Raw genomic sequence first — 25,213 nt, 5'->3', positions numbered from 1 at the left:
AAAATGAAATTAGCTACTTTTATAGAGAATGAGAATGAAAGATTAGCAGTAAAATTGGACAATCAATTGATCGATATCGAAGAAACAGCAAAGAAAGCGGAATGGAATGAAGTGATCACAGATGTTATGCAGGTCATTCAGTTTCAACCATCTCAATTACAGGAGTTTGAGAATAAGGTTAAAGAGGCAGTTGCAAATGGCAATGCCGTTGTCATCGATGAAGAGTCTCTTGAATGGGGTCCATGTGTAACCCAGCCACATAAAATCATTTGCGTCGGTTTAAACTATCGCAAACATGCGGATGAGACGAATGCGCCATATCCGGAAGTTCCGATCCTGTTTAATAAGTTTGATAATACTTTAACAGGTCATCAATGTGAAATTGTCGTCCCATCTGTAACGAATGAACTGGACTACGAGGTGGAATTAGGAATTGTCATCGGTAAAAAGACAAAAAATGTTTCTAAAGAAGATGCACTTTCACATGTATTTGGTTATTGTACCGTCAATGACTTATCAGCAAGGGATCTGCAAATGAGAACACATCAATGGCTGCTTGGCAAAACATGTGATGATTTTAGTCCAGTTGGCCCTTACCTAGTGACATCGGATGAAGTAGAAGATCCAAACAACCTTAGTCTGAAAACATATGTGAATGATGAATTAAGACAAGACTCCAACACATCTGATATGATTTTTTCATGTGCAGAGATTGTCAGCTATATTTCTCAACACATGACGCTTGTGCCTGGAGATCTTATTTTAACAGGTACACCAGAGGGAGTAGTATTTGGCCTGCCTGTGGATCAACGTGTTTATATTCAGCCAGGAGATGTAATCAGTGTTGAAATTGAAAAGTTAGGAAAGCTTACGAATAAATTTGTAGAAGAAAAGGCATTGATCCATGCTTAAAGGAATTCCGCCCATTCTTTCACCAGAACTGATGAAAGTTTTGATGGAGATGGGACACGGTGATGAAATTGTTCTTGCAGACGGAAATTTTCCGGCTGCAAGTCATTCTAGTATTTTACTAAATGGTCATGGACATAGCGTTCCAGCCTTCCTGTCTGCGATATTAGAATTCTTTCCGTTAGATACATACGTCACCTATCCAGTCATGCTGATGGAACCGGTTGAAGGAGATGGAAAAGAACCTGAAATCTGGAAGGAATACGAAGCCATTGTAAAAAATAGTAGCAACTTGCCTGTTCAGTTTGAAAAAGTAGAAAGAATGGCTTTCTACGAACGAAGTAAAGCGGCCTATGCCATCCTTGCTACAAGTGAACGGGCTCAGTATGCGAATATTATTTTAAAAAAAGGCGTTCTTTAATGAAGGTAGAGGGACCCAATCCATTTACTATGGGTTGGGTTTTTTTAAATCTATCAAACACGGAATTAGATAAGGATAAGGGAGCGGGGAAAATGAAGGTCACCCTTTTTGCTACATGTTTAGTAGATATGTTTCAAGGTGATGTTGGCAAGGCAACGGTAGAAGTATTAGAAAGACTTGGATGTGAAATTGATTTTCCAGAATCACAAATTTGCTGCGGACAGCCGTCCTATAACAGCGGGTATGTCAAAGAATCGAAAGAGGCAATGAAGCGTATGATTTCTACGTTTGAACATGCAGAGTATGTCGTTTCTCCAGCAGGTTCCTGTGCCTATATGTTTAAAGAATACCCACATATCTTTAAAGGTGACCCTGTATGGGAGCCAAAAGCCAAAGCGCTAGCGGATAAAACCTATGAATTCACTGAATTTATCGTTGATGTATTAAAAGTGGAAGATGTGGGTGCACGCTTAGAAGGAAAAGCAACGTATCATACCTCCTGTCATATGACGAGATTGCTTGGGGTCAAGCAAGCACCGATGATTTTGTTGCAGCATGTACAGGGCTTAGAATTTACAGAACTGCCAGGAAAAGAGAGATGCTGTGGGTTTGGAGGAACATTCTCCGTTAAGATGGGGAATATTTCAGAGCAAATGGTCGAAGAAAAGGTTTGTTCAGTTGAAGAGACCGGGGCAGATATATTAATTGGGGCAGATGCTGGATGCTTAATGAATATAGGCGGCCGTATTGCCCGAAAAGGCATGCCAGTTAAAGTCATGCATATTGCAGAGGTCCTTAATAGCCGATAAAAATAGATTACACGATTAAAAAGGGGGATGACCAATGTCGATGAAAATAAGCGAAGATAAGTTTACTGACCGCGTTGATAAAGGACTGCACGATTCCTTCATGCGTGGAGCTGTTTCGAGTGCCCAAGGACGATTTCAATCACGTCGTTTGGGGGCTGTAGAAGAGTTAGGGAACTGGGAAGATTGGCGCTTGCACGGGGAAGAAATCCGCCAGCATGTACTAGAAAACCTAGACTATTATTTATATCAGCTAAGTGAGAATGTCTCCAAACGAGGAGGACATGTCTTCTTTGCGCAAACGGCGAAAGAGGCAACGGAGTATATTAAGAATGTCGCGGAACACAAAGGCGCTAAAAAGATCGTAAAATCAAAGTCGATGGTGACGGAAGAGATCAATTTAAATGCAGGTCTTGAGCAATTAGGTTGTGAGGTGATTGAAACAGACCTAGGGGAATACATTTTGCAAGAGGATGACCATGAGCCTCCTTCTCACATTGTTGTTCCTGCGCTGCATAAAAATAAGGAGCAAATCCGTGATGTTTTTAAAGAGAAGCATGGATATCAACATTCAGAAAAACCAGAAGAGCTCGCTTTACATGCGCGTGAAAAATTGCGGCAAGAATATTTGACAGCAGATATCGGAATCACAGGATGTAACTTTGCCATTGCTGAAACCGGCTCAATTACCCTCGTGACAAATGAAGGAAATGCCGATTTAGTATGCGCTTTACCGAAAACACAAATAACAGTAATGGGAATGGAAAGACTTGTTCCAACCTTTGAGGAAATGGAAGTCCTTGTTAGTTTATTAACAAGAAGTGCCGTAGGGCAAAAACTGACAAGCTATATCACCACCTTAACAGGTCCTAAAGAGGAAGGAGATGTCGACGGACCGGAAGAATTTCACTTGGTCATTGTCGATAACGGCAGATCGGACATTCTTGGCGGTGAATTCCAATCCATTCTCCAATGTATCCGCTGTGCAGCTTGTATTAATGTCTGTCCCGTTTATCGGCATGTTGGCGGGCATTCATACGGTTCCATTTATTCTGGTCCTGTCGGTGCGGTTCTTTCACCATTACTTGGCGGATACGATGATTACAAAGAGCTGCCATATGCCTCCACCTTATGCGGAGCATGTACAGAGGCATGTCCAGTGAAGATTCCGCTCCATCAGCTGCTGCATAAACACCGCCAAATCATCGTGGAAAAAGAAGGTCGAGCGCCAATATCTGAAAAGCTATTAATGAAGGCATTTGGTTTTGGTGCGTCATCCCCTGCACTTTATAAAATCGGCTCAAAACTGGCAGCGCCGGTTATGTCCCCGTTTACGCAGGACGATAAAATCTCAAAAGGCCCAGGACCTTTAAAAGCATGGACAGAATCAAGAGATTTCCCAGCACCAAATAAAGAAAGATTCCGTGATTGGTTTAAAAATCGTCCACAAGGAGGGAAAGAATCATGAGCGGTACGATACAGAATCGGGAGGCTTTTTTAGAAAAAATCGCTAATCGTCTAGGAAGAGAACAAAAAACGTCAATAGAAAAACCGAATTGGATTCATCATCCTCAAGATGAGGTGTTGAAAACCGCCACACAAGATGAGTTGGTAGAAGTGTTAAAAGAACAATGTAAAAATATTCATACCGATATTGTCATTACCTCTACTGAAAAGCTTTCTAACGCATTAAAAGAAGTTGTCCAACAATATGGCGGAGGCCCAATTGTAACATGGAAAGACGAGCGCTTTTCACAATATGGTCTTACAAAGCTAATGGAGGAAGAATGGCCGAAAGAAGGAATTGATCTTCATATTTGGGACCATACAAAAGGCGAAGAAAATATTGCGAAGGCCGAGGCTGCGAATGTCGGAATCACAATCAGTGATGTAACACTAGCAGAATCAGGCACAGCAGTTCTTTTCAGCAGCAAGGATAGGGGGAGAAGTGTCAGCTTTTTACCGGCCGCTTCCATCATTATTGTCCCCAAAAGTAGCATTGTTCCGCGCATGACACAGGCGGCCCGCATCATTAACGAAAAAGTAAAAAACGGTGAACAAATCGCCTCCTGCATTAACTTCATCACAGGACCAAGCAACTCAGCAGATATCGAAATGATTCTTGTTGTTGGTGTTCATGGACCGATTAAAGCTGCTTATCTTATAGTGGAAGATATATAAAAAGAATGGGTTTATACACGTTGATTTGCCAATTGTCCTATTGGAATTAATTCACTATAAAGGTAATATAAAGTTTATGGAGCAGCCTGTTTTAAGTTAATTCCTTAACATATGAAGGGGATATTTTTCTGGTCACAGTCATAATAACAGAAAAGTAGAATCAATTGCAGCCCTGATGTCTAGTCAGGGTTTTCAACTATATCGGGATAGAGGTAAAACGAATGAGCATTGGATGTTTGATGACAGAACATCGAAATATAAGTGTAATGTGGAAGACGGTATCTGAGGATTGTAATTTAGCTTGTGATTATTGTTATTACAGTACTTGCGGCGGAAAACCAGGAAAAAAAATTAACCGAATTGATTCCGTGATTTTAGATAAGTTTATGAAGGAATATATGGAGAGGTCAAATGGGGTTGCATCCTTTGCCTGGCAAGGAGGAGAACCTTTACTAGCAGGGCTTGATTTTTTTGAGGAAGTAGTAGCTCTTCAAGCTAAATACGCACCGAAGAATACAATTATTTCTAACTCACTCCAAACCAATGGAACGTTACTAAATGATAAATTGGCGTTTTTTTTTAAACAGTATCAATTTTTAGTTGGAGTCAGTTTAGATGGACCAAAGGAGATTCATGATACCCGAAGAGTGGATTCACGGGGGCAGGGCAGCTTTGACCGGGTTATGAAGGGAATTGGGTACCTTCGTAAGCATGGGGTAGATTTTAATATTTTAACTGTCGTGCATAAGGGGAATGTTGGAAAAGCAACAGAGCTGATGCGATTTTTCGAATCTGAGGGATTTGGTTTTGTTCAATTTATCCCATGTATGGATTTTCGTGCTCAAGAGGTTAACGCTCCCGGTGATTACGATATTACTCCGGAAGAGTACGGCGCCTTCCTTTGTGAAGCCTTTGATTATTGGTATAACAATGGCGAACCAAGGACTTCGATCCGCTTCTTTGATGAAATGCTTTCTGTTTATGTAAATCGGGAGCCTGGTTCATGTGTCCATATGGCGTCATGCCCGCAAACGATTATTCTAGAACAAAATGGGGATGCCTTCCCTTGCGACTTTTTCATTAATCCAGAATGGAAGATTGGTAATGTCGCAACGGATTCTATTGATCAACTATTATCCAACCCATTATATGATACCTTCCTCAAAATGAAGCCAACATTTCCTGAACCTTGCAAAACGTGCGATTGGAAGAAGCTCTGCCACGGTGGATGTCCTCGTAACCGGAAATGGAGTGCTGATCGTTCGACATCAGAGGTTGACTATTTTTGTTCGAGCTATAAGCAAATTTACAGGTATGCAGATGGTCGGATGAAGCAGCTTGGGGATAAAGTTAGATCCCACTTATTCCAGCAGAATGTGGCACGCTTTTTTAAAGGAAAGTCTCCAAAGAGGAACGATCCTTGTCCGTGCGGCAGCGGGAAAAAATACAAACAATGCTGTGCAGACCTTCGTGTCAGTTAGGACATAAATTATGTGGAATATAAATAGGAATTTATATCGTTTAATGTTTTCCTCATTTCCCAAAAATATTTTGTAGATGGAATTGCAGGTTCAATTAAAGGTTAAGGTGGAGAAGAGAAATGAAGCCCAATGTTTTATTGATCATGGTTGATCAGATGAGATTTGATTGTTTAAGCTCTGCAGGTCACCCAATCGTTGAAACGCCCAATCTAGATCAATTAGCAGCGGAAGGTGTTACGTTTGGGAATGCTTACAGTGCAACGCCGACATGTGTCCCGGCACGTGCTGCTGTATTAACTGGTATGTCACAGCGTTCAACCGGACGGGTGGGGTATCAGGACCGAGTGCCTTGGGATTACCCGCATATGCTGCCGGAAGAAATGAGCCATGCGGGCTATCATACCCAAAGTGTCGGAAAAATGCATGTGTATCCTTCCAGGAATTTATGCGGATTTCACAATGTCATTTTACATGATGGCTATTTGCATCATAATCGTTTTAAAAATACGCCATATCAAGAGTCGTTTGAACAAACTGATGATTACTTGCCATGGCTCCGGGAGCGTCTTGGCGGTCATCGGGATTTAACGGATATTGGTTTAGATTGTAATGCTTCTGCGATGAGCCGTCCTTGGCATTTGCCGGAAGAGTTTCATCCAACGAATTGGGTTGTTACTCAATCGATTGATTTTCTGAGACGGCGGGATCCAAGAAAACCATTTTTCTTAAAAATGTCGTTCGTTCGCCCGCATCCACCGTTTGATCCACCACAAGCCTATTTTGATTACTATATGAGTAAGGAGATAGATGATCCAGTGATTGGAACATGGGCGGCTAAAGATGAGGCAGGATTAGGGCTGCTCCCTACAACAAGAAGAGGGGTGGTTCCGGAACAGCGCCTTAAGCGCGCACGTGCAGCTTATTATGCATTAATAGCGCATATTGATGACCAAATTGGCCGTTTTATTCAGTCCATGATTGAATATCAAGTTTATCATAATACAGTCATTTTGTTTGTCTCTGACCATGGGGAACTACTGGGGGATCATCATTTTCTAGCTAAATCGCTGGCATATGAAGGCAGCGCGAAAATCCCTTTTATTCTTTCTGACCCTGGAAATCAGCTTGGTATCCAAAAGGGTACAACCTGTGACAAAATTATTGAACTGCGAGATATCATGCCGACTTTATTAGAGGCAGCGGATGCTAAGGTACCTGAAACGGTAGAAGGAAAAAGTGTTATTCCGCTCGCAAAAGGAATGGATATAGATTGGAGACCTTACCTCCATGGAGAGCATTCATTTGGTGATTTATCTCATCACTATATCGTAAACGGCAAAGAAAAATATATTTGGTATTCGCAAACAGGTGTCGAACAGTATTTTGATTTAGATAATGATCCGCAAGAAATCTATAACTTAAGTCAAGATGATAGATATCCAGAGAAAATAGCATACATGAGAAATATTCTTATTGAGGAACTAGAAGGAAGAGAGGAAGGATACAGTGACGGAACTCAGTTAATAATGGGTTGTAAGCCGAAAGCTGTATTGAATAATAGATAAAAAAAATAATAGAACTCGCCCGAGTTCTATTATTTTTTATCAGGTTTTGAATTGACATTGAATACACAACTGTTAGAATGTTGTTATCGATAACACAAACAGAGAATAAGACTTTTTTTATGAGTAATAGAAATATTTTAATAAAAGATGAAATTCAGATAAAACAATTTAAATATGATGCTATTCTTTGGAGGAGTAATTGGAAGGGTTTTCAGAGAGTTTTGAGAAAGAAAATATTACAATTCAAAAAAAGAAACTTTTTGGAGGTAGTTTGAATGATTAAGAGAAATGATTGGGAAAACATTACCGTACTGCATAAAAACAGAATGGCTGAACGGGCGTACTTTCTATCGTTTTCCGATGAACGTTCTGCTTTAACATATGATAGAGGAAATTCCCAAGAATTTAAACTTTTAAATGGAAGCTGGAAGTTTCATTATGCTGAAAACCCGGGGCTTGCTCCAGAGAACTTTCATCAAGATCATTTTGATGTGAGTGACTGGGATGAGCTCATCGTTCCTTCCCATTGGCAGATGAATGGATATGGAAAGCCGCATTATACGAATGTTCAATTCCCGTTTCCGGTGGATCCGCCGTATGTACCAACAGAAAATCCAACGGGCTCCTATCGAAGGAATTTTTATATTCCAGCCCAATGGCTCCAGCAAAAAATCATCTTACATTTTGAGGGTGTAGACAGTGCGTTCCATGTGTGGGTCAATGGCCAAGAGGTCGGCTATAGCCAGGGCAGCCGAATTCCAGCTGAATTTGATATCACCCCTTACATCCATGAGGGCGAAAATACATTAGCAGTTAGAGTCTATCAATGGTCTGATGGCACCTACCTAGAAGATCAGGATATGTGGTGGTTAAGCGGGATCTTTAGGGATGTGTATTTATTAGCAAAACCAATGGTTCATATTCAAGACTTTTTCGTCACAACCAACTTGGATGATCAGTATCAAAATGCGACCCTTTCCATTAATACAGTCATTGAAAATGGCACCAGCCAAGTGATGGAAAATTACCAGCTTGAATACCGCCTTCTTAATCAAGACGGGACTTTGGTGACAGGAAATTCACAGAAGGTGCTTCTGCCTGACAATCGATTAATCAGTGTTAACATCGACATTCCCGTTGAGAATCCTGAAAAGTGGTCCGCCGATCATCCATATTTGTACCATTTATTGATTACGTTAAAGGATGGTGCTGGGAATGTGATAGAGGTAATTCCAAATAAAACTGGATTCCGTTCAATCGAATTGAAGGATGGTGTTGTGCTAATAAATGGTGAAGCCATTAAATTCAAGGGTGTCAATCGTCATGATTCTCATCCAGATTTAGGACGGGCCGTGCCACTCAATGCAATGGAGAAGGATGTCATCCTGATGAAACAGCATAATATCAATGCGGTCAGGACAGCCCATTATCCAAATGATCCGAGATTCTATGAGCTTTGTGATGTATACGGTCTGTATGTCATCGATGAAGCGGACTTAGAAACCCATGGCTTTGAACGTGCTGGTAATGCTTTACTAGGTGATAATCCAGATTGGGTAAAGGCGAATATCGATCGAGGAAAGTTAAGTGATGATCCTGAGTGGGAAGATGCTTATATTGATCGAGCTAAACGGATGGTAGCACGCGATAAGAATCACCCTTCGGTTATTATGTGGTCATTAGGAAATGAATCAGGATTTGGATGTAACCATGAAGCAATGGGCAGATGGATCAAAGAAAATGACCCGACACGCCTTGTTCACTATGAAGGTGAAGTTAGAAGTATTATGATTCAAGACAACGATAATCCAAAAATGGATCCAGCAGTTTCCGATGTGCATACCACGATGTACACATCAATTGAGATAATGGAACAATTGGGGCAAAGAACGGATTTGAACAAGCCGCATATTCTCTGTGAATACATCCATGCGATGGGGAATGGTCCTGGCGGTATTAAAGAGTATTGGGATCTTTTTTACCAATACAAACGTTTACAAGGCGGTTTTGTCTGGGAATGGTGTGATCATGGAATCCGTCAATTTACCGAAGATGGCGAGGAGTACTTTGCTTACGGCGGAGATTTCGGTGATAAACCGAATGATAATAATTTTGTAATTGACGGACTTGTGAGGCCCGATCGAACGCCGTCTCCAGGGTTAATTGAGTATAAAAAGGTCATTGAACCTGTTCATGTAGAAGTTATGGATTTGAAAACTGGGAATGTGCGGATTAAGAACCGGTATGATTTTATTTCTTTAGATCATTTGAACTTATCCTGGTCGGTTGAGGCAGATGGCAAGCTTATTGAACAAGGCGTGCTGCCAGCTCCTGATGTAGCACCAGGTGAAACGGTGACGCTGGCAATTCCGTATAAGCTTCCAGAGCTAATTCTGCCGCAAACGGATTATTGGTTAAACCTTCAATTTACGTTGGCCGCTGATACACTATGGGCAAAAACAGGGCATGAGATTGCTTGGGCACAGTTTGAATTACCTGCCACAACCAGTGTTGAAAGGGAATTGGTTCACTCTCTTCATCAGCACCTGGATTGTCAGGAATGGAATAATAAGCTGCTGGTTCGGGGAGAAGATTTCCAGGTGGAGTTTGATCTCGTTTTTGGAACACTGAATTCATGGTCTTATCGAGGAGTTAATTTATTGGAAGAAGGACCAAAGCTTCAATTATGGCGAGCCTTAATTGATAATGATCACCGTTCTGCGGCTGAGTGGAAGCAATATGGCTTACATTGGCTTCAGCACCGTGTCAATGGCGTTGAGTGGCAGCAAACAGCGGGCGATAAGGTTGTGATCACTTCCATAGTTCGGATTGCCCCTCCAATATTAGCTTGGGGAATTAACGTTACTTATACGTATACAATTCATAGTAATGGCGAGCTATCCATCGATGTGAAAGGCTGTCCAGAAGGAAATGGACCAAAAACCTTCCCGCGTCTGGGCTTACAAATGAAGCTGCCCGTTTATTTAGATAATGTATCTTGGTATGGACAAGGACCTGGTGAAGCATACAGCGACAGCAGGCAGGCCAATCGTGTTGGCGTTTATGCTAAAAAGGTAGAAGACCTGTATACTCCATACATTTATCCGCAGGAGAATGGCAATCGCCATGACGTTCGCTGGGTATCGTTAACGAACACCAGCGGTCTGGGCTTTGTCGCAGCGGGCGATCCAACGCTTGATTTCAGTGCTCACTATTATACAACGGAAAACTTAGATCAGGCCAAGCATACGTATGATTTGAAAAAGCAAGATTTTATTACGTTTAACCTGGATCATCAACAGCATGGTCTTGGATCCGCCAGCTGCGGGCCAGATGTGACGGAACCGTATCGCTTAGAAAATAAAGAGTTCCAGTTTGCTGTTCACTTAAAGCCATTCTCTACAGATGAGATTTCGCCAGTGGAAATCAGCAAGTCGGTACGATCAAAGCATAGCAAGAAGGAAAGCAGTATTCCTGTAGTATAAAGAAAAGACGCAGCTTGTTTGTATAAGAACAGGCTGCGTTTTGTCTTGATTTTTTTAATAGGAGGCAGACCATTGAAAAAAGTAAGAGTAGGCTTTGTCGGGGCAGGCGGAATTGCCAATGTCCACCTAGAGCATATCAGTAAAAATGAAATGGCGAGATAACAGGAATCTGTGATATTCATGAGGAAACGGCACTAAGAAAGGCGCAGGAATATGGCGGGGCAGAAATTGAACTGGAACTTGTTATCGTAACAGAAAAAAATAATACGATTATAAACCTACAGCCGCAAATTGATGCCCTGTCCTTTGATTTCAATCAGGCTTTCCAAAATGAAATTGACCAGTTCGTTGCATGCTGCCAGGGGGAAGAACAAACCATCAGTCCAGTTGAAGATGGTGTGGAATTGATGAAAATATTATGCGGTATCTATGAGTCTAGTGAAACAGGTAAGGAAATCACTTTTGAACAATCGAATGTGACCATTTAGGATTTAGGTGACAAGGATATAGATTTTAGGATGAGGTGAATCGTGATAGAAGTTAGCAAACAAAATTGGGATTATTGTTGATAGTCTTCGGCTGCTAGTACGTGAAGGTCTTTTGGCGGCAAAGGTATGCTCTGAACCTCACATTCATTTGACACCATAGGGTCCCGTTTTTCACTGTAACTATGCAGTGGAAAACAGGACCCTTTTTAATAGATCATTCATTTTATGGATTAATTTTATATCGACTGTAATAACTTTATGACTTGCCACTATTCTATTGCTGTTTGCGTCTGGTTTTCTTATTGTATGTACTAGAAGTATTTTATTTATAATTAATGACAGCGTTTTCGCGCTTTAGAAATCGTTAAAGGAGTGAAAGTCTCGTGAACAAGACAGCCCATATTATATCTCATTCTCATTGGGATAGGGAATGGTACTTACCTTTTGAGAAACACCGCTATTATTTTATACAGCTTATGAATAATCTTATTGAACAGTTTAATAAGGAAGGAAGCGGCTTTCAATCGTTTCATCTAGATGGACAAACGGTTCTGTTGGAGGATTATTTCGCCGTTCACCCCGAGAATCGGGAAATTGTTAAGAGATTAATAGAAGAGAAAAAGCTTCATATCGGTCCTTGGTATGTACTGCAGGATGCGTTTCTAACAAGCTCAGAAGCAAATGTTCGAAACCTGCTGATTGGTATGCATGATACGAAAGAATTTGGACATGTTTCAAAAATAGGTTATTTTCCGGATACTTTCGGTATTTACGGGCAGGCTCCCCAGCTTTTAAAGCAAGCGGGAATTGACACGGCTGCCTTTGGCAGAGGAGTGAAACCGACCGGCTTTAATAACACGGTATCAGACGTTCCTGACTATGAATCACCTTATTCTGAGATGATTTGGAAATCACCTGATGGTTCAAGTGTTTTAGGAATTCTTTTTGCCAATTGGTATTCCAATGGGAATGAAATCCCGATGGATGTAGAAGAAGCCAAAGCTTTCTGGGATAAGAAGCTCCAAGATGCTGAGAAATATGCCTCAACAAATCAGTTGCTGTTTATGAATGGCTGCGATCATCAGCCGCTGCAAAAGACAATTCCAGAAGCGATTGATACGGCAGCTGCCTTATATCCAGATTATCAGTTTATTCATTCTAGTTTTGACGAATATACGGAAGCGTTGAAACAAGCACTGCCTGAACAGCTCCAAGTAATCGAAGGGGAATTGCGCAATCAGCGGACAGATGGCTGGTCCACCCTTGTAAATACTGCATCAAGCCGTATTTATTTAAAGCAAATGAATCATCACTGTCAAACTCTTTTGGAAAAGAACGCTGAGCCGTTGGCAACCATGTTAGCCTTAGCAGGTGGCGCATACCCGCGGGAATACATCCGCTTTATGTGGAAATCATTGATGAAAAACCACCCTCACGACAGTATTTGCGGCTGTAGTGTCGATGAAGTTCACCGTGAAATGGTTACTCGTTTTGAAACGGTAGCACAAATGGGAGAGGTATTTGTCGAGGAAAACGCAACTGCACTTGCACAAAAAGTTGACACTTCACAGACACCTGGAGGAGGCATTCCGCTAGTTGTCATGAATACGACTGGTTGGGAGAAAAATGAAGTCATTTCAAAAGTAGTCGATCTAGAAAAAGTATATTTTTCACAAATGCACTTTGAAGAAATTCCCGTTTATTTACAGGATAAACCAATGGGAGGATATAAACTGGTTGATGGGGAAGGCAATTCGGTTGACTATCAGCTTGAAAGCCCTGCCGTTGAGTTCGGCTATGACTTACCAGATGATAAATTCCGTCAGCCGTTTTTTGCTAAACGAGCCAAGCTTTCGTTTTTTGCAGAGGGAATTCCGTCATTTGGATATAAAACATTCTACCTAGTGCCAGAGGCAGAAGAAGAGCAGAAGTATGTGTCTTCTTCAGAAACCGAGTTCGTAATGGAAAATGAATATGTACATCTCCAGTTTCATGAAGATGGCAGCTATGATTTAATGCATAAAGATACCGGTGAGTCCTTCCATCGTCTCGGAATTTACGAAGACACTGGGGATATTGGTAACGAATATATGTACAAGGAAGCAAAGGGGTTTGCCGCTATTACGACAAAGGGTATAGCAGCGGAATTTAATTTCCTAGAAAGAAGCACACTCAGAACAGTCTTAGAGTTTACACACAAATTATTGATACCGGTCTCTGCAGATGATCGCTTAGCGTTGGAACGGAATAGGCTTATTTGGCATAAGGAAAGAGAAGCAGGAAGATCGGACGATATGACAACGATCACCATGCAAACGGTTGTCACACTTGAAAAAGGAATGAAGGGTCCGACATTTAAGCTGACGATTGACAACCAAGCAACCGATCATCGTCTGCGTGTCTTGTTCCCAACCGATTTACGGACGGAAACACATAAAGCTGACAGTATTTTTGAAATTGCAACCCGCCCGAATACGCCAGAGAAGGAATGGGAAAATCCGAGCTTTTGTCATCACCAGCAGCGATTTGCCAGCCTAGCGGATGAAAGAATAGGATTAACCGTAGCGACAGATGGTCTACAAGAATATGAAATTCTCCCGGAGAATGGCACCATTGCAGTAACCGTGCTTCGTGCGACAACAGAGCTCGGGGACTGGGGTTATTTCCCTACACCTGAAGCACAATGCCAAGGAATGCAAACAGCAGAATGGCAAGTCCTGCCGCATGAAAAAGATGTCATCCAATCGCAGGCATATGTCGATGCGTATCAATACAAAGTGCCGCTTCTGGTTGTTCAGACAAGCGTCCATAAAGGTGAATTACCGGAAACACATCAGTTTGTTCAAACAGAATCCAATGGACTTGTTTGGACTTCAATGAGAGTAGCGGAAGATTATGAAGATGTGATGATTCGCTGGTTTAATCCAGCAGAAGAAAAGGCCAATCTTAAGGCTGATATCAAGGATTATGAACCCTATAAGAGTAACATCCTTGAAGAACATACTGACCTTGTCCAAGAAGTATATGAAGTAGGGAAGTACGAAATTATCACATTAGGTTTTAAAAAATAGAGATAGGAGCGGGTACAATGACAACAGTAATTCCTGAATCCATGCAAAAACTTATCCAACATGTAAAAGAATTTTTCCCGCAGGATGAAAAGTTACAGCATATGTTTGAGCAATGCTTTACTAATACGTATACCACTACGTTAAAGAAACAAGATGATGGGAAAACATTCGTAATTACCGGGGATATCCCGGCGATGTGGCTACGAGATTCAGCCGCACAGGTAAGACCTTATTTACTTGCTGCTGAAGAGGATGAAGAAATGGCTACTCTACTTGAAGGAGTTATTCGCCAACAGTTTGATTTCATTTTGCATGATCCGTATGCCAATGCGTTTAATCAAACAGCAAATGGGAAGGGGCACCAAACGGATCTGACCAAGATGACACCGCATATTTGGGAACGGAAGTATGAAATTGATTCCTTGTGCTATCCCATCCAGCTTGCCTACCTATATTGGAAGTCAACAGGACGCACGACTCTTATAAATGAAACGTTCAAACAGGTGATGGAGACGATTATTCAGGTATGGCGGACAGAGCAGGATCATGAAAATCAATCCTCTTATCGGTTTGAGCGTACGGATTGCCGCCAGTCAGATACGTTAATCCGTGAGGGCAAGGGAGGACGAGTAGCACAAACAGGTATGACATGGAGTGCTTTCCGTCCAAGCGATGATGCCTGCACATATGGTTACCTTGTCCCGGCTAATATGTTTGCAGTAGTCGTCTTAGGGTATGCAGCGGAAATGAGTGATGTTCTTAACGTTCCAGCATTAAAAGAAGAATGCCTAAAGCTTCGTGAAGAAATTCAAAAGGGTATTGAACAATATGCAAAGCTGGACCACCCGATACATGGAGACATGTTTGTATACGAAACGGATGGAGAAGGACGAGTGAATTTAATGGATGATGCCAATGTTCCTAGCCTGCTTGCAGCACCGTACTTAGGCTATCTTCCATATGATGATCCAGCCTATTTAAACACACGGTCCTTCCTTTTAAGCAGGGATAATCCATATTATTACGAAGGAAAATATGCAAATGGAATTGGCAGTCCGCACACGCCTGATCATTATATTTGGCATATCGCACTGGCAATTCAAGGAATGACTACAACAAGTGAAGCAGAAAAGCAAGAAATTCTTGCCTATTTTAAACAAACAGACGGTGGTACTAGTTTTATGCATGAAGGCTTTGATGCTGACCGCCCTGAAGAATTTACAAGAGACTGGTTTGCATGGGCAAACACAATGTTTAGTGAATTCGTCTTAAGTTTAACGGGTAAAGCTGTAAAAGGAAGTCCGCTCTGTGACCAATTAATGAAGAACAAAAGCAATCAAGCTTGAAACTTAGTTAATCTTTTGAAAGGGTGATGGATCATGAAAAAAGTTCCATGGATGATTGTCGTTTGTGAATGGATCTGGAGGGGAATCTTGGTCAATCTATACTGGATGACCTTTACCATCCTTGGGTTAGGGATCTTTGGTTTTTTTCCAGCATCCATTGCCCTGTTTACCATTGTGCGGAAATGGCTGAGAAAAGAAACGGATTTACCTGTATGGGCGACATTTAAGCAAGTTTATTTTAAGGAATGGAAAAGAAGCAATAAAATAGGCCTTGTTTTTTATAGCATTGGCCTTTTTCTTTTCGTCGATATTCGTATTGTAGAGCAAGTCATGACAGGCGTTTTTGGCAGTTTTCTGTTAATCATCTTTTATATCTTAGTGTTTGTCATGCTATTGGCTGTTGGTAATTACTTTTCGATTTATGTCCATTATGAACTGTCAACGAAAGAATATGTAAAACAATCCTTTTTATTTGCTTTAACAGGATTGCCATCCACGATATGGATTGGATTAGGGCTATTGGTTATTGGCATGCTCTTAATTAGGATGCCAGGTCTAATTCCGTTTATTTCCGGAGTTGCTCCTGCTTATTGGATGATGAGAGTCAATTTGATTCGGTTTAACACGCTAGAGAAAAGATTATCTCTTTCTTAGGGCTGCATAGTGCGTAATAAAAGTGAAATGAGATGAGGGAGAAAGATGAAACTACACGTAACCGGTGACGTATCCTCCATTGCCGAGGGATTTAATCTTATAACAGAGAATTTAACGGTTCAACTTTCAGAGGATGGCTATCCAATTCATGTGAAACAGCAAAAAGGTCCATTGCGTGTCATGAATCAAAATGGCCAGGGAGAAATTAGCTTCGAGAGGCCAATTCATTTTTTTCGCGGCTTAGGATTATTCCTAGAACATTTTAGGAAAGAGAACGAGTTTGACTTGTCAGAGGAGCCACAGTTTGAAATGAGCGGTGTTATGCTCGATGCTTCTAGGAATGCGGTCCCAACTGTTTCTGATGTAGAAAAGCTTCTGCAAAGAATGGCTTTAATGGGCCTAGATACCCTAATGCTTTATACAGAGGATACGTACGAGGTAAAGGAACATCCTTATTTTGGATATATGCGGGGAAGATATTCGGCTGAGGAGTTAAAGGCATGTGATGACTATGCGGTGAAATTAGGGATTGAAATGATCCCTTGTATTCAGTCATTGGGCCATTTACGGGAAGCACTTAAATGGAATTATGCCTCAAGCTTTAAAGACACAGACGATATTTTATTGGTTGATGAGCCGGTGACGTATGAATTCTTGGAAAATTGTATCAGGGCTGCCTCCGAGCCTTTCCGTACCAAGCGTATTCATATCGGTATGGATGAGACGTTTCAGCTTGGCTTAGGAAAATATTTAGAAAAACATGGCTATGAGAATCATATTGCCATCATGAATAGGCATTTGGAAAAGGTCGTTTCGATTACGGATAAGTATGATTTAAAACCGATGATTTGGAGCGATATGTACCTTCCATTGTTTTCGGAAGACAGTAAATACCGAGATGAAAACGGCAAGATTCCGGAAGAAATACTTGCCTCCATCCCTGATGTAGAGCTTGTTTATTGGAATTATTACCGGAGAGAGCAGGAAGTTTATGAGAAAGACTTCCAACACCATAAGCTACTCGGCCAGACTCCGATTTTTGCTGGCGGTGCGTGGACATGGAATGGGATTGTCCCTAACTATGGGAAAGCCATTGCGACGACGGAGGCTGCTATGGCGGCATGTAAAAAAGAGGGCATAAAAGAAATGTTTGTAACGTTGTGGGGCGACAATGGAGCCGAAACTCCTTTCTCTACATCCTTACCAATCCTACAATTATTTGCGGAGCACACCTATCATAAGGAAGTCACCTTAGAACAAACAGCTGAGCGCTATGCATTCTGTGGTAAAGGAAATTTTGATGATTTCATGGTCCTGAAAAAGTTGGATGAAACTCCTGGAATCATGAAGGACAATATGAATACATCGATGACCTCTAAAGTATTGCTGTATCAGGATATACTAATCGGTTTATACGATGAAAATAGTAAAGGATTATCCTTAAGGGCTCATTATAAAAAACTAGTTTCTGAGATTGAAAAAGCAAAACACAACAACCCAAAATGGGAAAGTCTATTTGACTTTTATGAGCAATTGGCAAGGGTTCTAAGCGTGAAGGCGGAAATCGGAATTAAGATAAAAGAAGTTTACGATCAAAAAGATTACGAGAAAATGAGAACAATCCTCTCAGAGCTGGATTGGATTCAAACCAATGTGAACCTATTACGTCAAAAGCACCGAGAAGTATGGTTTGCAGCCTATAAGCCGTTTGGCTGGGAGGTAATTGATATTCGATACGGCGGCGTTATTACCCGGATTGACTCGGTAAAATATCGGATTCAAGATTGGCTGGAGGGCAGGATTTCTGTTATTGAGGAATTAGAAGAAGAACGATTACGCCATGATGGGCCTTGGGAAATTGTTGACGGCTTAGTTGGCGGCAATATTTATCATCGGATCGTTACTGCAGGAAACTTTTCATTATAAAGAATAGAAATGACTTAAAGAGGTGATTAGATTGTTTTTAACAGAAAGAAAGTTTGAAGCGCGTATTTATGAATTAGAAGGTTACCGTTATCGCGATTGCATGACGATTGATCAATTTACTACACAGGAAGATGACGGCAAGGTTGGGGCCTACCCGCCGATATCGTACGATGAAAAAAGTGTCATGAAGCTGGGGGATTATTGGAAAGGCCGGGACCGATATATCTGGCTTCATGCGGATGTTGATTGTCATCTGCCAATCAGCAGCAAGCAGGTAGTCGGTCTGTTTTCCTTCGGTAAGACAGGCGGCGGGAATAATTCAGGCTTTGAATCTTTATTATTTGTCAATGGAAAGCCATACCAGGGTGTTGATTCCAATCACGAAGAGGTTCTCTTTGATGAGCAAACCGGTAATGGTCCTATTCGTTTAGACTTTAGACTTTGGTCGGGGCTAGAAGGCGGGGGTACCCCAGTTGAGAATGAGTTTAAAATGGAGATGGCGAAAATTGGCTGGCTCGATACGCGAGTGGACAATTTATACTATACGCTTTTAGCAGGGTATGAGGTGTTAAAGGAAACGAATGAAGCGGATCCTAATTATTCTGTTTTAAAACAGCTGCTTCAAGATGCCTTGCATGAAATAAATTGGACCGAACCTGGAAGTGCTGAATTTTATGAATCGTGCTACGAAGCAGAAACACGCTTAACAGAAGCACTTCAAGCAATTGAAAAAACATCCGATATTACGATTCATACGGTTGGTCACACTCATATTGATGTCGCTTGGCTCTGGCGTTTACGGAATACAAGGGAAAAATCTGCCCGTTCTTTCTCGACGGTGCTTCATTTAATGAAGCAGTTCCCGGAATATCTATTCCTGCAAACACAGCCGCAGCTCTATGATTATATCAAGACCGATTATCCTGAAATCTATGAACAAATGAAAGCAAGAATTGCTGAAGGGCAGTGGGAAGCTGGCGGTGCGATGTGGCTGGAAGCCGACTGTAATATCCCAAGCGGAGAGTCTTTGGTACGCCAAATCCTCCATGGGAAGAACTTTTATAAAGAAGAATTTGGTGTAGACTGTACCTACCTTTGGTTACCGGATGTGTTCGGCTATAGCTGGGCATTGCCGCAGATTTTAACCAAATCGGGCATCAAAACCATGATGACAACGAAAATCAGCTGGAATCAATACAACCGCATGCCGCATGATACCTTCTATTGGAAGGGAATCGATGGTTCAGAGATTTTAACACATTTTATCACGACACCGGAACCATGGAACGGTCCGGACTCTTGGTTCTACACGTATAATGGCTTTATTACGGCCAAAACGGTTAAAGGAGCATGGAAGGGCTATCGTGATAAGGACCTGTCAAAAGATTTGCTGCTTTCCTACGGATATGGCGACGGTGGTGGTGGTGTCAACCGCCACATGCTCGAGATGCGCCGCAGATTCGATCAAATGCCAGGTATGCCGAATGTGAAAACGTCGACGGCTGGTGAATTTTTCGAAAAGCTTCATCAAAATGTGGCAGATTCTAAAGGCTATATCCATAAATGGGATGGCGAATTGTATCTGGAATACCATCGTGGTACGTATACAAGTCAGGCGTTTATGAAAAAATTTAATCGTAAGCTTGAACTTTTATATCGCAGAGCAGAATTCCTATCCTCTTGGCTGTCTGAAAAAGGAGTTTGGCTAGGTGATGCCGAGCTGAAAGACGGTTGGAAGATTATTTTAAGAAATCAATTTCATGATATTATTCCGGGGTCTTCGATTCATGAAGTGTATGAAGATGCTAGGGAAGAATATGCTGAAGCGCTGGAAATCGTACAGCAAGTGGAAACGAAGATTGTTGAAAATGGAGTCGATCAGGCCGACCGTTCTGTTGTTGTCTTCAATTCAACGCATCAAACCGGCCAAAGAAATGTGTTTATTTCTCAGTTTGCTGATTTTACTGCCGGGGTTTGGACAGATGAAAGCGGCACGGTGTTACCTTCTCAAAAACGCCATGACGGCTGGCTTGTTGCAGTCGATGCACTTCCATCCTTTGGTGCGAAGCAATTGTCTTTTGAACCTGCCGATGCAGCTTCGGGAACAGCGAATTTTACGTATCATGACCGAAAGTTAGAAACACCGTTTTACGAGGTGGAATGGAATGAGTTTGGCCAGCTTACCAAGATTTATGACAAGGAAGCGGAGCGCCATGTGTTAGCTGAAGGTCAAAACGGCAATGTCCTGCAAATATTTGAAGATAAACCGCTTGCCCATGATGCCTGGGATATTGATCTTTTCTATCAGGAGAAAATGGAAGAAATCCGTGATATCGCTACATTTGAAGTGGCAGAAAACGGGGAACTTGCCTTTAGTATCCTTGTTACGTGGAAGTATCACCATTCGCATATTTCTCAGCGGGTTGTTTTTTACCAAAATGACCGCCGGATTGATTTTGAAACAAATGTAGATTGGCATGAAAAAAGAAGATTGCTTAAAGCCTCTTTCCCAGTCGATATTCGCGCAACAGAGGCGACCTATGATATTCAATATGGCAATGTAAAACGCCCGACACATTGGAATACAAGCTGGGATATGGCGAAGTTTGAAACAGTCGGACACCAGTGGGCTGACCTGTCAGAACCGGATTACGGGGTAAGTTTACTGAATGACTCTAAATATGGCTATGACATTAAGGAAAATGTGATGCGCTTAACGTTATTAAAATCAGCGATTCATCCGGATCCGCAAGCTGACCAAGGACAGCATTCCTTTACGTATTCGCTGTATCCGCATAGCGGGGATTGGCGCAGAGGAAGAACAGTGGAAAAAGCGTGGGATCTTAATGATCCGATTACAGCTGTTGAAGGCAAATGGACTAAAGAAGCGTCATTCCTAGATACAAATTCTGATCACGTCTGGTTTGATGCTGTTAAGCCTGCTTATGATGGCAATGGAATCATTGTCCGCTTGCATGAGTATGAGGGACGAAGAGGGAAGGTTACCGTTGATGTTGGAAAAAACATCACTTCATGGGTGGAAACAAATCTAATGGAAGAAGCAGTGGCGGACGTATGCCATTTGCCGATTGAGTTCGAAATTAAACCATATGAAATTAAGACCATAAGAATCTTGTAATATCAAAAGATATGACCAGCTGGTAGTCACCAGCTGGTCATATCTTTCATTCCGAATATATAAATTTCAGTTTTCTAAGATTTTTGCACTTAATCCCAAATTAGTCAACTATAAATAGTCCGCCTTTCGCTATAAAATAAAGCTATGGAAGTGCTTACAACAACAGAGAGGAGGATGAATATGAAAAAAGTACTAAGCGATATATATAAAAATCGAATCTGGCTGTTAATGGTTCTGCCTGGAACGATTTGGCTGCTGTTATTTTCCTATTTGCCAATGTTTGGACAAGTTTTAGCTTTTAAGAAATTCAGGATTCACCCGGATGGCTTCTTTGCCAGTGTTATTAACAGTGAGTGGGTTGGCTGGGAAAACTTTGAATATTTGTTTAGTACAAGTGATGCGTGGATTATAACCAGAAATACCCTCGTATACAATATTATCTTTATAGTAGTGGGGTTAATTGCGGCTGTGGGAACGGCGATTATGCTTAGCGAGTTAGTGAATAAGAAGTTATCAAAAGTCTATCAAACTTCCATCCTTTTCCCGCACTTTATCTCATGGGTTATCGGGAGCTACTTCGTCTTCACATTCTTAAGTACAGATCACGGCCTATTGAATCATGTTCTTAGCTGGTTCCAAATCGATCCGATTGCATGGTATAGCGAGTCGAAGTATTGGCCGTTTATTCTGGTGTTTATGGCCCTGTGGAAAGGTGTCGGTTACGGAAGTATCGTGTATTTAGCGTCTATCGTCGGGATTGATCGAGCGTATTATGAAGCAGCCATGATTGATGGTGCCTCGAAGTGGAAGCAGATTAAGCACGTTACCCTGCCAATGCTTAAACCATTAATGATTATCCTTACAATCATGAATATCGGAAGAATATTCAACTCGGATTTTGGACTCTTTTATCAAGTACCAAGAGATTCGGGGGCACTTTATTCAGTTACAAATGTTATTGATACATTTGTATACCGCGGACTTATGAATTTGGGCGATATCGGTATGAGTACGGCAGCAGGTCTATATCAGTCAGCCGTTGGATTTACCCTTGTCATCATTACGAACTATATCGTAAGAAAAGTGGATGACGAAAGTGCATTATTTTAGATTATTTAATAGGGTATTATAAAATTTAGTTTTGAGAATTGGCTAGCTTTGCACCTAGAAGCTTGTGCTTTTCTAAGAAGGGAGGGAAGGTCGCTTTGCGGCTAAACTATGCCAAAGAAACTGCAAACTCAATCATCTATAGCTTTGCCACAATCAACGAATGACATGAAAGGGGGCGGGGCTAAGGTTTTAAGGAGAAAGTATAGAGACCCTCAACACCTGCACCCAGTCGTAAATACCATAATTAGTGTGTTACTAGGAATTTTAGCAGTCATGTGTATTTTCCCCTTTTTCTATGTCATCATTATTTCGTTTACTAGTGAAGAAAGTATTGTAAGAAATGGTTTTCAATTGATCCCGCAAGATTGGAGCATGGATGCTTACCGTTATCTATGGGGAATGAAGGCGCAATTCTTCCGATCTTACGGTGTTACAATTTTTATTACGATTGTTGGCACGATTATTAGTGTATTTATGATAACGTTTTATGCTTATGCAATTTCTAGGCCACAATTTAAGTATCGCAGATTTTTCACGTTTCTAGCATTTTTTACTATGCTTTTCAGTGGCGGTCTAGTACCAACGTACATTGTTGTCACCCAGTTTTTAGGTTTGAAGAATACCATTTGGGCATTGATTCTACCCCTTGCAATGAATGCGTTTTATATTATCATTATGAGAACCTTCTTCCTAAAATCAGTTTCTGAGTCAATTTTAGAATCAGCGAGGATTGATGGTGCAAGTGAATGGAGGATCTTCTTCCAAATTATCTTCCCGCTATCCTTACCGGGAATTGCCACGATTGCCTTGTTTAGTACATTAGGTTATTGGAATGATTGGTTTACAGCATTACTGTATATCGATGAACCTAGTTTAGTACCTCTGCAATCACTGCTCATGAAAATAGAAGCAAATCTTGAATTCATGAGGCAAAATATGGATGTAGCTATTATGCAGTCAAGCTTGTTTAATACCATTCCACAGGAGTCAGCAAAAATGGCCATGGTCGTTATCGCGACTTTACCAATTGCAGTTTCGTATCCGTTCTTCCAAAAATACTTTATTAGCGGACTGACTATTGGCGGCGTTAAAGAATAAATAATAGAAAGAGGAGAGTTAGAAATGAAAAAAAGATTAATGCTTCTTCTTGCATTAGTTCTTACCATTGGAACGATTCTTTCAGCGTGCAGCGGTAAAGACAATGCTGCCTCAGACAAAGAGGGAAAAGATGGCGAACTATATGAAATTAAATGGTACACGATTGGAACTCCACAAAAGGATACTGATAAGGTATTCGAAGAGGTAAACAAATATCTGAAGGAAGAAATTAATGCCACTGTAAAAATGACCCAAATTGATTGGGGAGATTGGGCACAAAAATCACAAGTAATGATTAATTCAGGGGAACAATTTGATATTATTTTCACAAATGGTACTGACTATGTTCAAAATTCTCAAAAAGGTGCATTCCTAGCGATTGATGAGCTGTTAAACAAGGAAGGAAAAGATCTAAAAGCGGCGATTGACCCAGCATTTTTAGAGGGCATTAAGATTGACGGAAAAATATATGGTGTTCCTACTAATAAAGAGGTCGCTAGACAATCGGTTTATACATTTAATAAACGTCTTGTTGACAAATACAACTTTGATATTTCAAAGGTACAACGCATAGAAGACCTTGAGCCAATGCTAAAAGTTATTAAAGAAAATGAACCTTCTATTACACCAATGGCAACATTTAAAGCCTATCTTCCATTTGATTATGTCTTTAATAATGAGATGCCATTTGCTTTCCCAATTGATGGTGACAGAGAGCATGTTATTAACCAATTTGAATCTGATTTAGCGATGCAAGCCTATAAAACAATGCATAATTATTATAAGGCAGGATATCTTAAAGAGGATGCTGCGACAAGTAAGGACAGCTGGCCAATGGATGTAGAAAACTGGTTTGTCCGCATGGGAGATTATCAGCCATATGCTGATTCATTATGGTCACGTGCAGCTAAATATGATGTAGTTTCTGTACCAGCTGAAGAACCAACTACTTTTAATGATTCTGTATCAGGTTCTATCCAGGCGATCTCAGCGACATCAAAAAATCCTGAGAAAGCAATGGAATTCTTAAACCTGCTTAACACAGATCCATATCTCCGCAACCTTGTTGATAAAGGAATTAAAGGAGTTCACTACAAAAAGAATGAGGATGGAACGATTAAAGATCTTCCAGCACGTATTGATCGATACAACTTGCCAACTTATTCTTTAGGAAACCATTTCATCCTTAATCTATATGAAAATGATCCGAAAGATAAATGGGAAAAATTCAAAGAGTTTAATGAAGCTGCAAAACCAGCACCAACCCTTGGTTTCCATTTTAACAGTGACCCAGTAAGATCGGAACTTGCATCGATTACGAATATCTCTAAAGAGTTCTATCCAGCGTTGGCAACAGGATCTGTCGACCCAGAAGAATACCTGCCAAAATACAATAAAAAATTACAAGAGGCTGGAATTGACAAGGTGTTAAAGGAAATTCAAACGCAATTCGATAAATGGAAGAGCGAACAAAAATAATAACAAAAAATCAAGCTGAGTTGTGACTCTCAGCTTGATTTTATTGTAATTGAG

16 protein-coding genes and 1 pseudogene are annotated in these 25,213 nt (G+C 41.1%); all 17 read left to right on the top strand.

The genetic code is table 11. The annotated features are described in order from the left end of the window. The first annotated feature begins 3 nt into the window (after positions 1–3). The 17 genes and pseudogenes from AC2TFD_RS26310 (at position 4) to AC2TFD_RS26230 (ending at position 25,159) form a co-directional block, all read left to right on the top strand. Positions 4–912 carry a fumarylacetoacetate hydrolase family protein gene (locus tag AC2TFD_RS26310; protein WP_484674240.1) on the top strand — a complete coding sequence of 303 codons (909 nt, stop codon included), beginning with the start codon at positions 4–6 and terminating at the stop codon, positions 910–912. Continuing rightward, positions 905–1,330: an RbsD/FucU family protein gene (locus tag AC2TFD_RS26305; RefSeq protein WP_335512451.1), complete on the top strand. Its 426-nt coding sequence runs from the start codon at positions 905–907 to the stop codon at positions 1,328–1,330. The genes AC2TFD_RS26310 and AC2TFD_RS26305 overlap by 8 nt, the downstream gene beginning before the upstream one ends. Before the next feature lie 92 nt (positions 1,331–1,422). Beyond that, entirely contained in the window at positions 1,423–2,139 is a 717-nt protein-coding gene (locus AC2TFD_RS26300; RefSeq protein ID WP_484674239.1) for a (Fe-S)-binding protein, read from the top strand. 34 nt (positions 2,140–2,173) lie between these two features. After that, positions 2,174–3,604 carry a LutB/LldF family L-lactate oxidation iron-sulfur protein gene (locus AC2TFD_RS26295; RefSeq protein WP_484674238.1) on the top strand — a complete coding sequence of 477 codons (1,431 nt, stop codon included), beginning with the start codon at positions 2,174–2,176 and terminating at the stop codon, positions 3,602–3,604. Beyond that, complete coding sequence (locus AC2TFD_RS26290; RefSeq protein ID WP_484674237.1) at positions 3,601–4,317, top strand: LutC/YkgG family protein; 717 nt, start codon at positions 3,601–3,603, stop codon at positions 4,315–4,317. The genes AC2TFD_RS26295 and AC2TFD_RS26290 overlap by 4 nt, the downstream gene beginning before the upstream one ends. A 221-nt stretch (positions 4,318–4,538) precedes the next feature. Then, positions 4,539–5,798 (top strand): anaerobic sulfatase maturase, encoded by a 1,260-nt coding sequence (locus tag AC2TFD_RS26285; protein WP_335512443.1) that lies wholly within the window; start codon positions 4,539–4,541, stop codon positions 5,796–5,798. 119 nt (positions 5,799–5,917) lie between these two features. Next, positions 5,918–7,363 (top strand): arylsulfatase, encoded by a 1,446-nt coding sequence (locus AC2TFD_RS26280; RefSeq protein ID WP_484674236.1) that lies wholly within the window; start codon positions 5,918–5,920, stop codon positions 7,361–7,363. A 275-nt stretch (positions 7,364–7,638) separates the two neighbouring features. Beyond that, the gene (gene ebgA / locus AC2TFD_RS26275) at positions 7,639–10,848 is read left to right on the top strand and encodes a beta-galactosidase subunit alpha (protein ID WP_484674235.1); all 3,210 of its coding nucleotides are present in this window, start codon (positions 7,639–7,641) and stop codon (positions 10,846–10,848) included. A gap of 212 nt (positions 10,849–11,060) precedes the next feature. Further along, positions 11,061–11,336: pseudogene (locus tag AC2TFD_RS26270) on the top strand (gfo/Idh/MocA family oxidoreductase); the annotation flags it as partial. A 383-nt stretch (positions 11,337–11,719) separates the two neighbouring features. Beyond that, positions 11,720–14,407 carry an alpha-mannosidase gene (locus tag AC2TFD_RS26265; protein ID WP_484674234.1) on the top strand — a complete coding sequence of 896 codons (2,688 nt, stop codon included), beginning with the start codon at positions 11,720–11,722 and terminating at the stop codon, positions 14,405–14,407. 17 nt (positions 14,408–14,424) lie between these two features. Next, positions 14,425–15,753 (top strand): glycoside hydrolase family 125 protein, encoded by a 1,329-nt coding sequence (locus tag AC2TFD_RS26260; RefSeq protein ID WP_484674233.1) that lies wholly within the window; start codon positions 14,425–14,427, stop codon positions 15,751–15,753. Between the two features lie 33 nt (positions 15,754–15,786). Then, positions 15,787–16,407 carry a YesL family protein gene (locus AC2TFD_RS26255; protein WP_335512433.1) on the top strand — a complete coding sequence of 207 codons (621 nt, stop codon included), beginning with the start codon at positions 15,787–15,789 and terminating at the stop codon, positions 16,405–16,407. Positions 16,408–16,452: 45 nt separating this feature from the next. Next, positions 16,453–18,333, top strand: coding sequence for a family 20 glycosylhydrolase (locus AC2TFD_RS26250; RefSeq protein WP_484674232.1), 1,881 nt, complete (start codon positions 16,453–16,455; stop codon positions 18,331–18,333). Positions 18,334–18,364: 31 nt separating this feature from the next. Then, positions 18,365–21,472 carry an alpha-mannosidase gene (locus AC2TFD_RS26245; protein WP_484674231.1) on the top strand — a complete coding sequence of 1,036 codons (3,108 nt, stop codon included), beginning with the start codon at positions 18,365–18,367 and terminating at the stop codon, positions 21,470–21,472. A 180-nt stretch (positions 21,473–21,652) separates the two neighbouring features. Beyond that, positions 21,653–22,582, top strand: a complete 930-nt coding sequence (locus AC2TFD_RS26240) for an ABC transporter permease (protein ID WP_335512426.1) — start codon at positions 21,653–21,655, stop codon at positions 22,580–22,582. Positions 22,583–22,747: 165 nt separating this feature from the next. After that, positions 22,748–23,680: a carbohydrate ABC transporter permease gene (locus tag AC2TFD_RS26235; protein ID WP_420489048.1), complete on the top strand. Its 933-nt coding sequence runs from the start codon at positions 22,748–22,750 to the stop codon at positions 23,678–23,680. A gap of 24 nt (positions 23,681–23,704) precedes the next feature. Beyond that, on the top strand, positions 23,705–25,159 hold the full coding sequence (locus tag AC2TFD_RS26230; RefSeq protein WP_484674230.1) for an ABC transporter substrate-binding protein: 1,455 nt from the start codon (positions 23,705–23,707) through the stop codon (positions 25,157–25,159). The last annotated feature ends 54 nt before the right edge of the window (positions 25,160–25,213 follow it).

Source organism: Neobacillus sp. plas4 (genome assembly GCF_057221695.1).
Note: the sequence above shows the minus strand (reverse complement) of the source record. Positions and strands in the feature narration are given on the sequence as shown.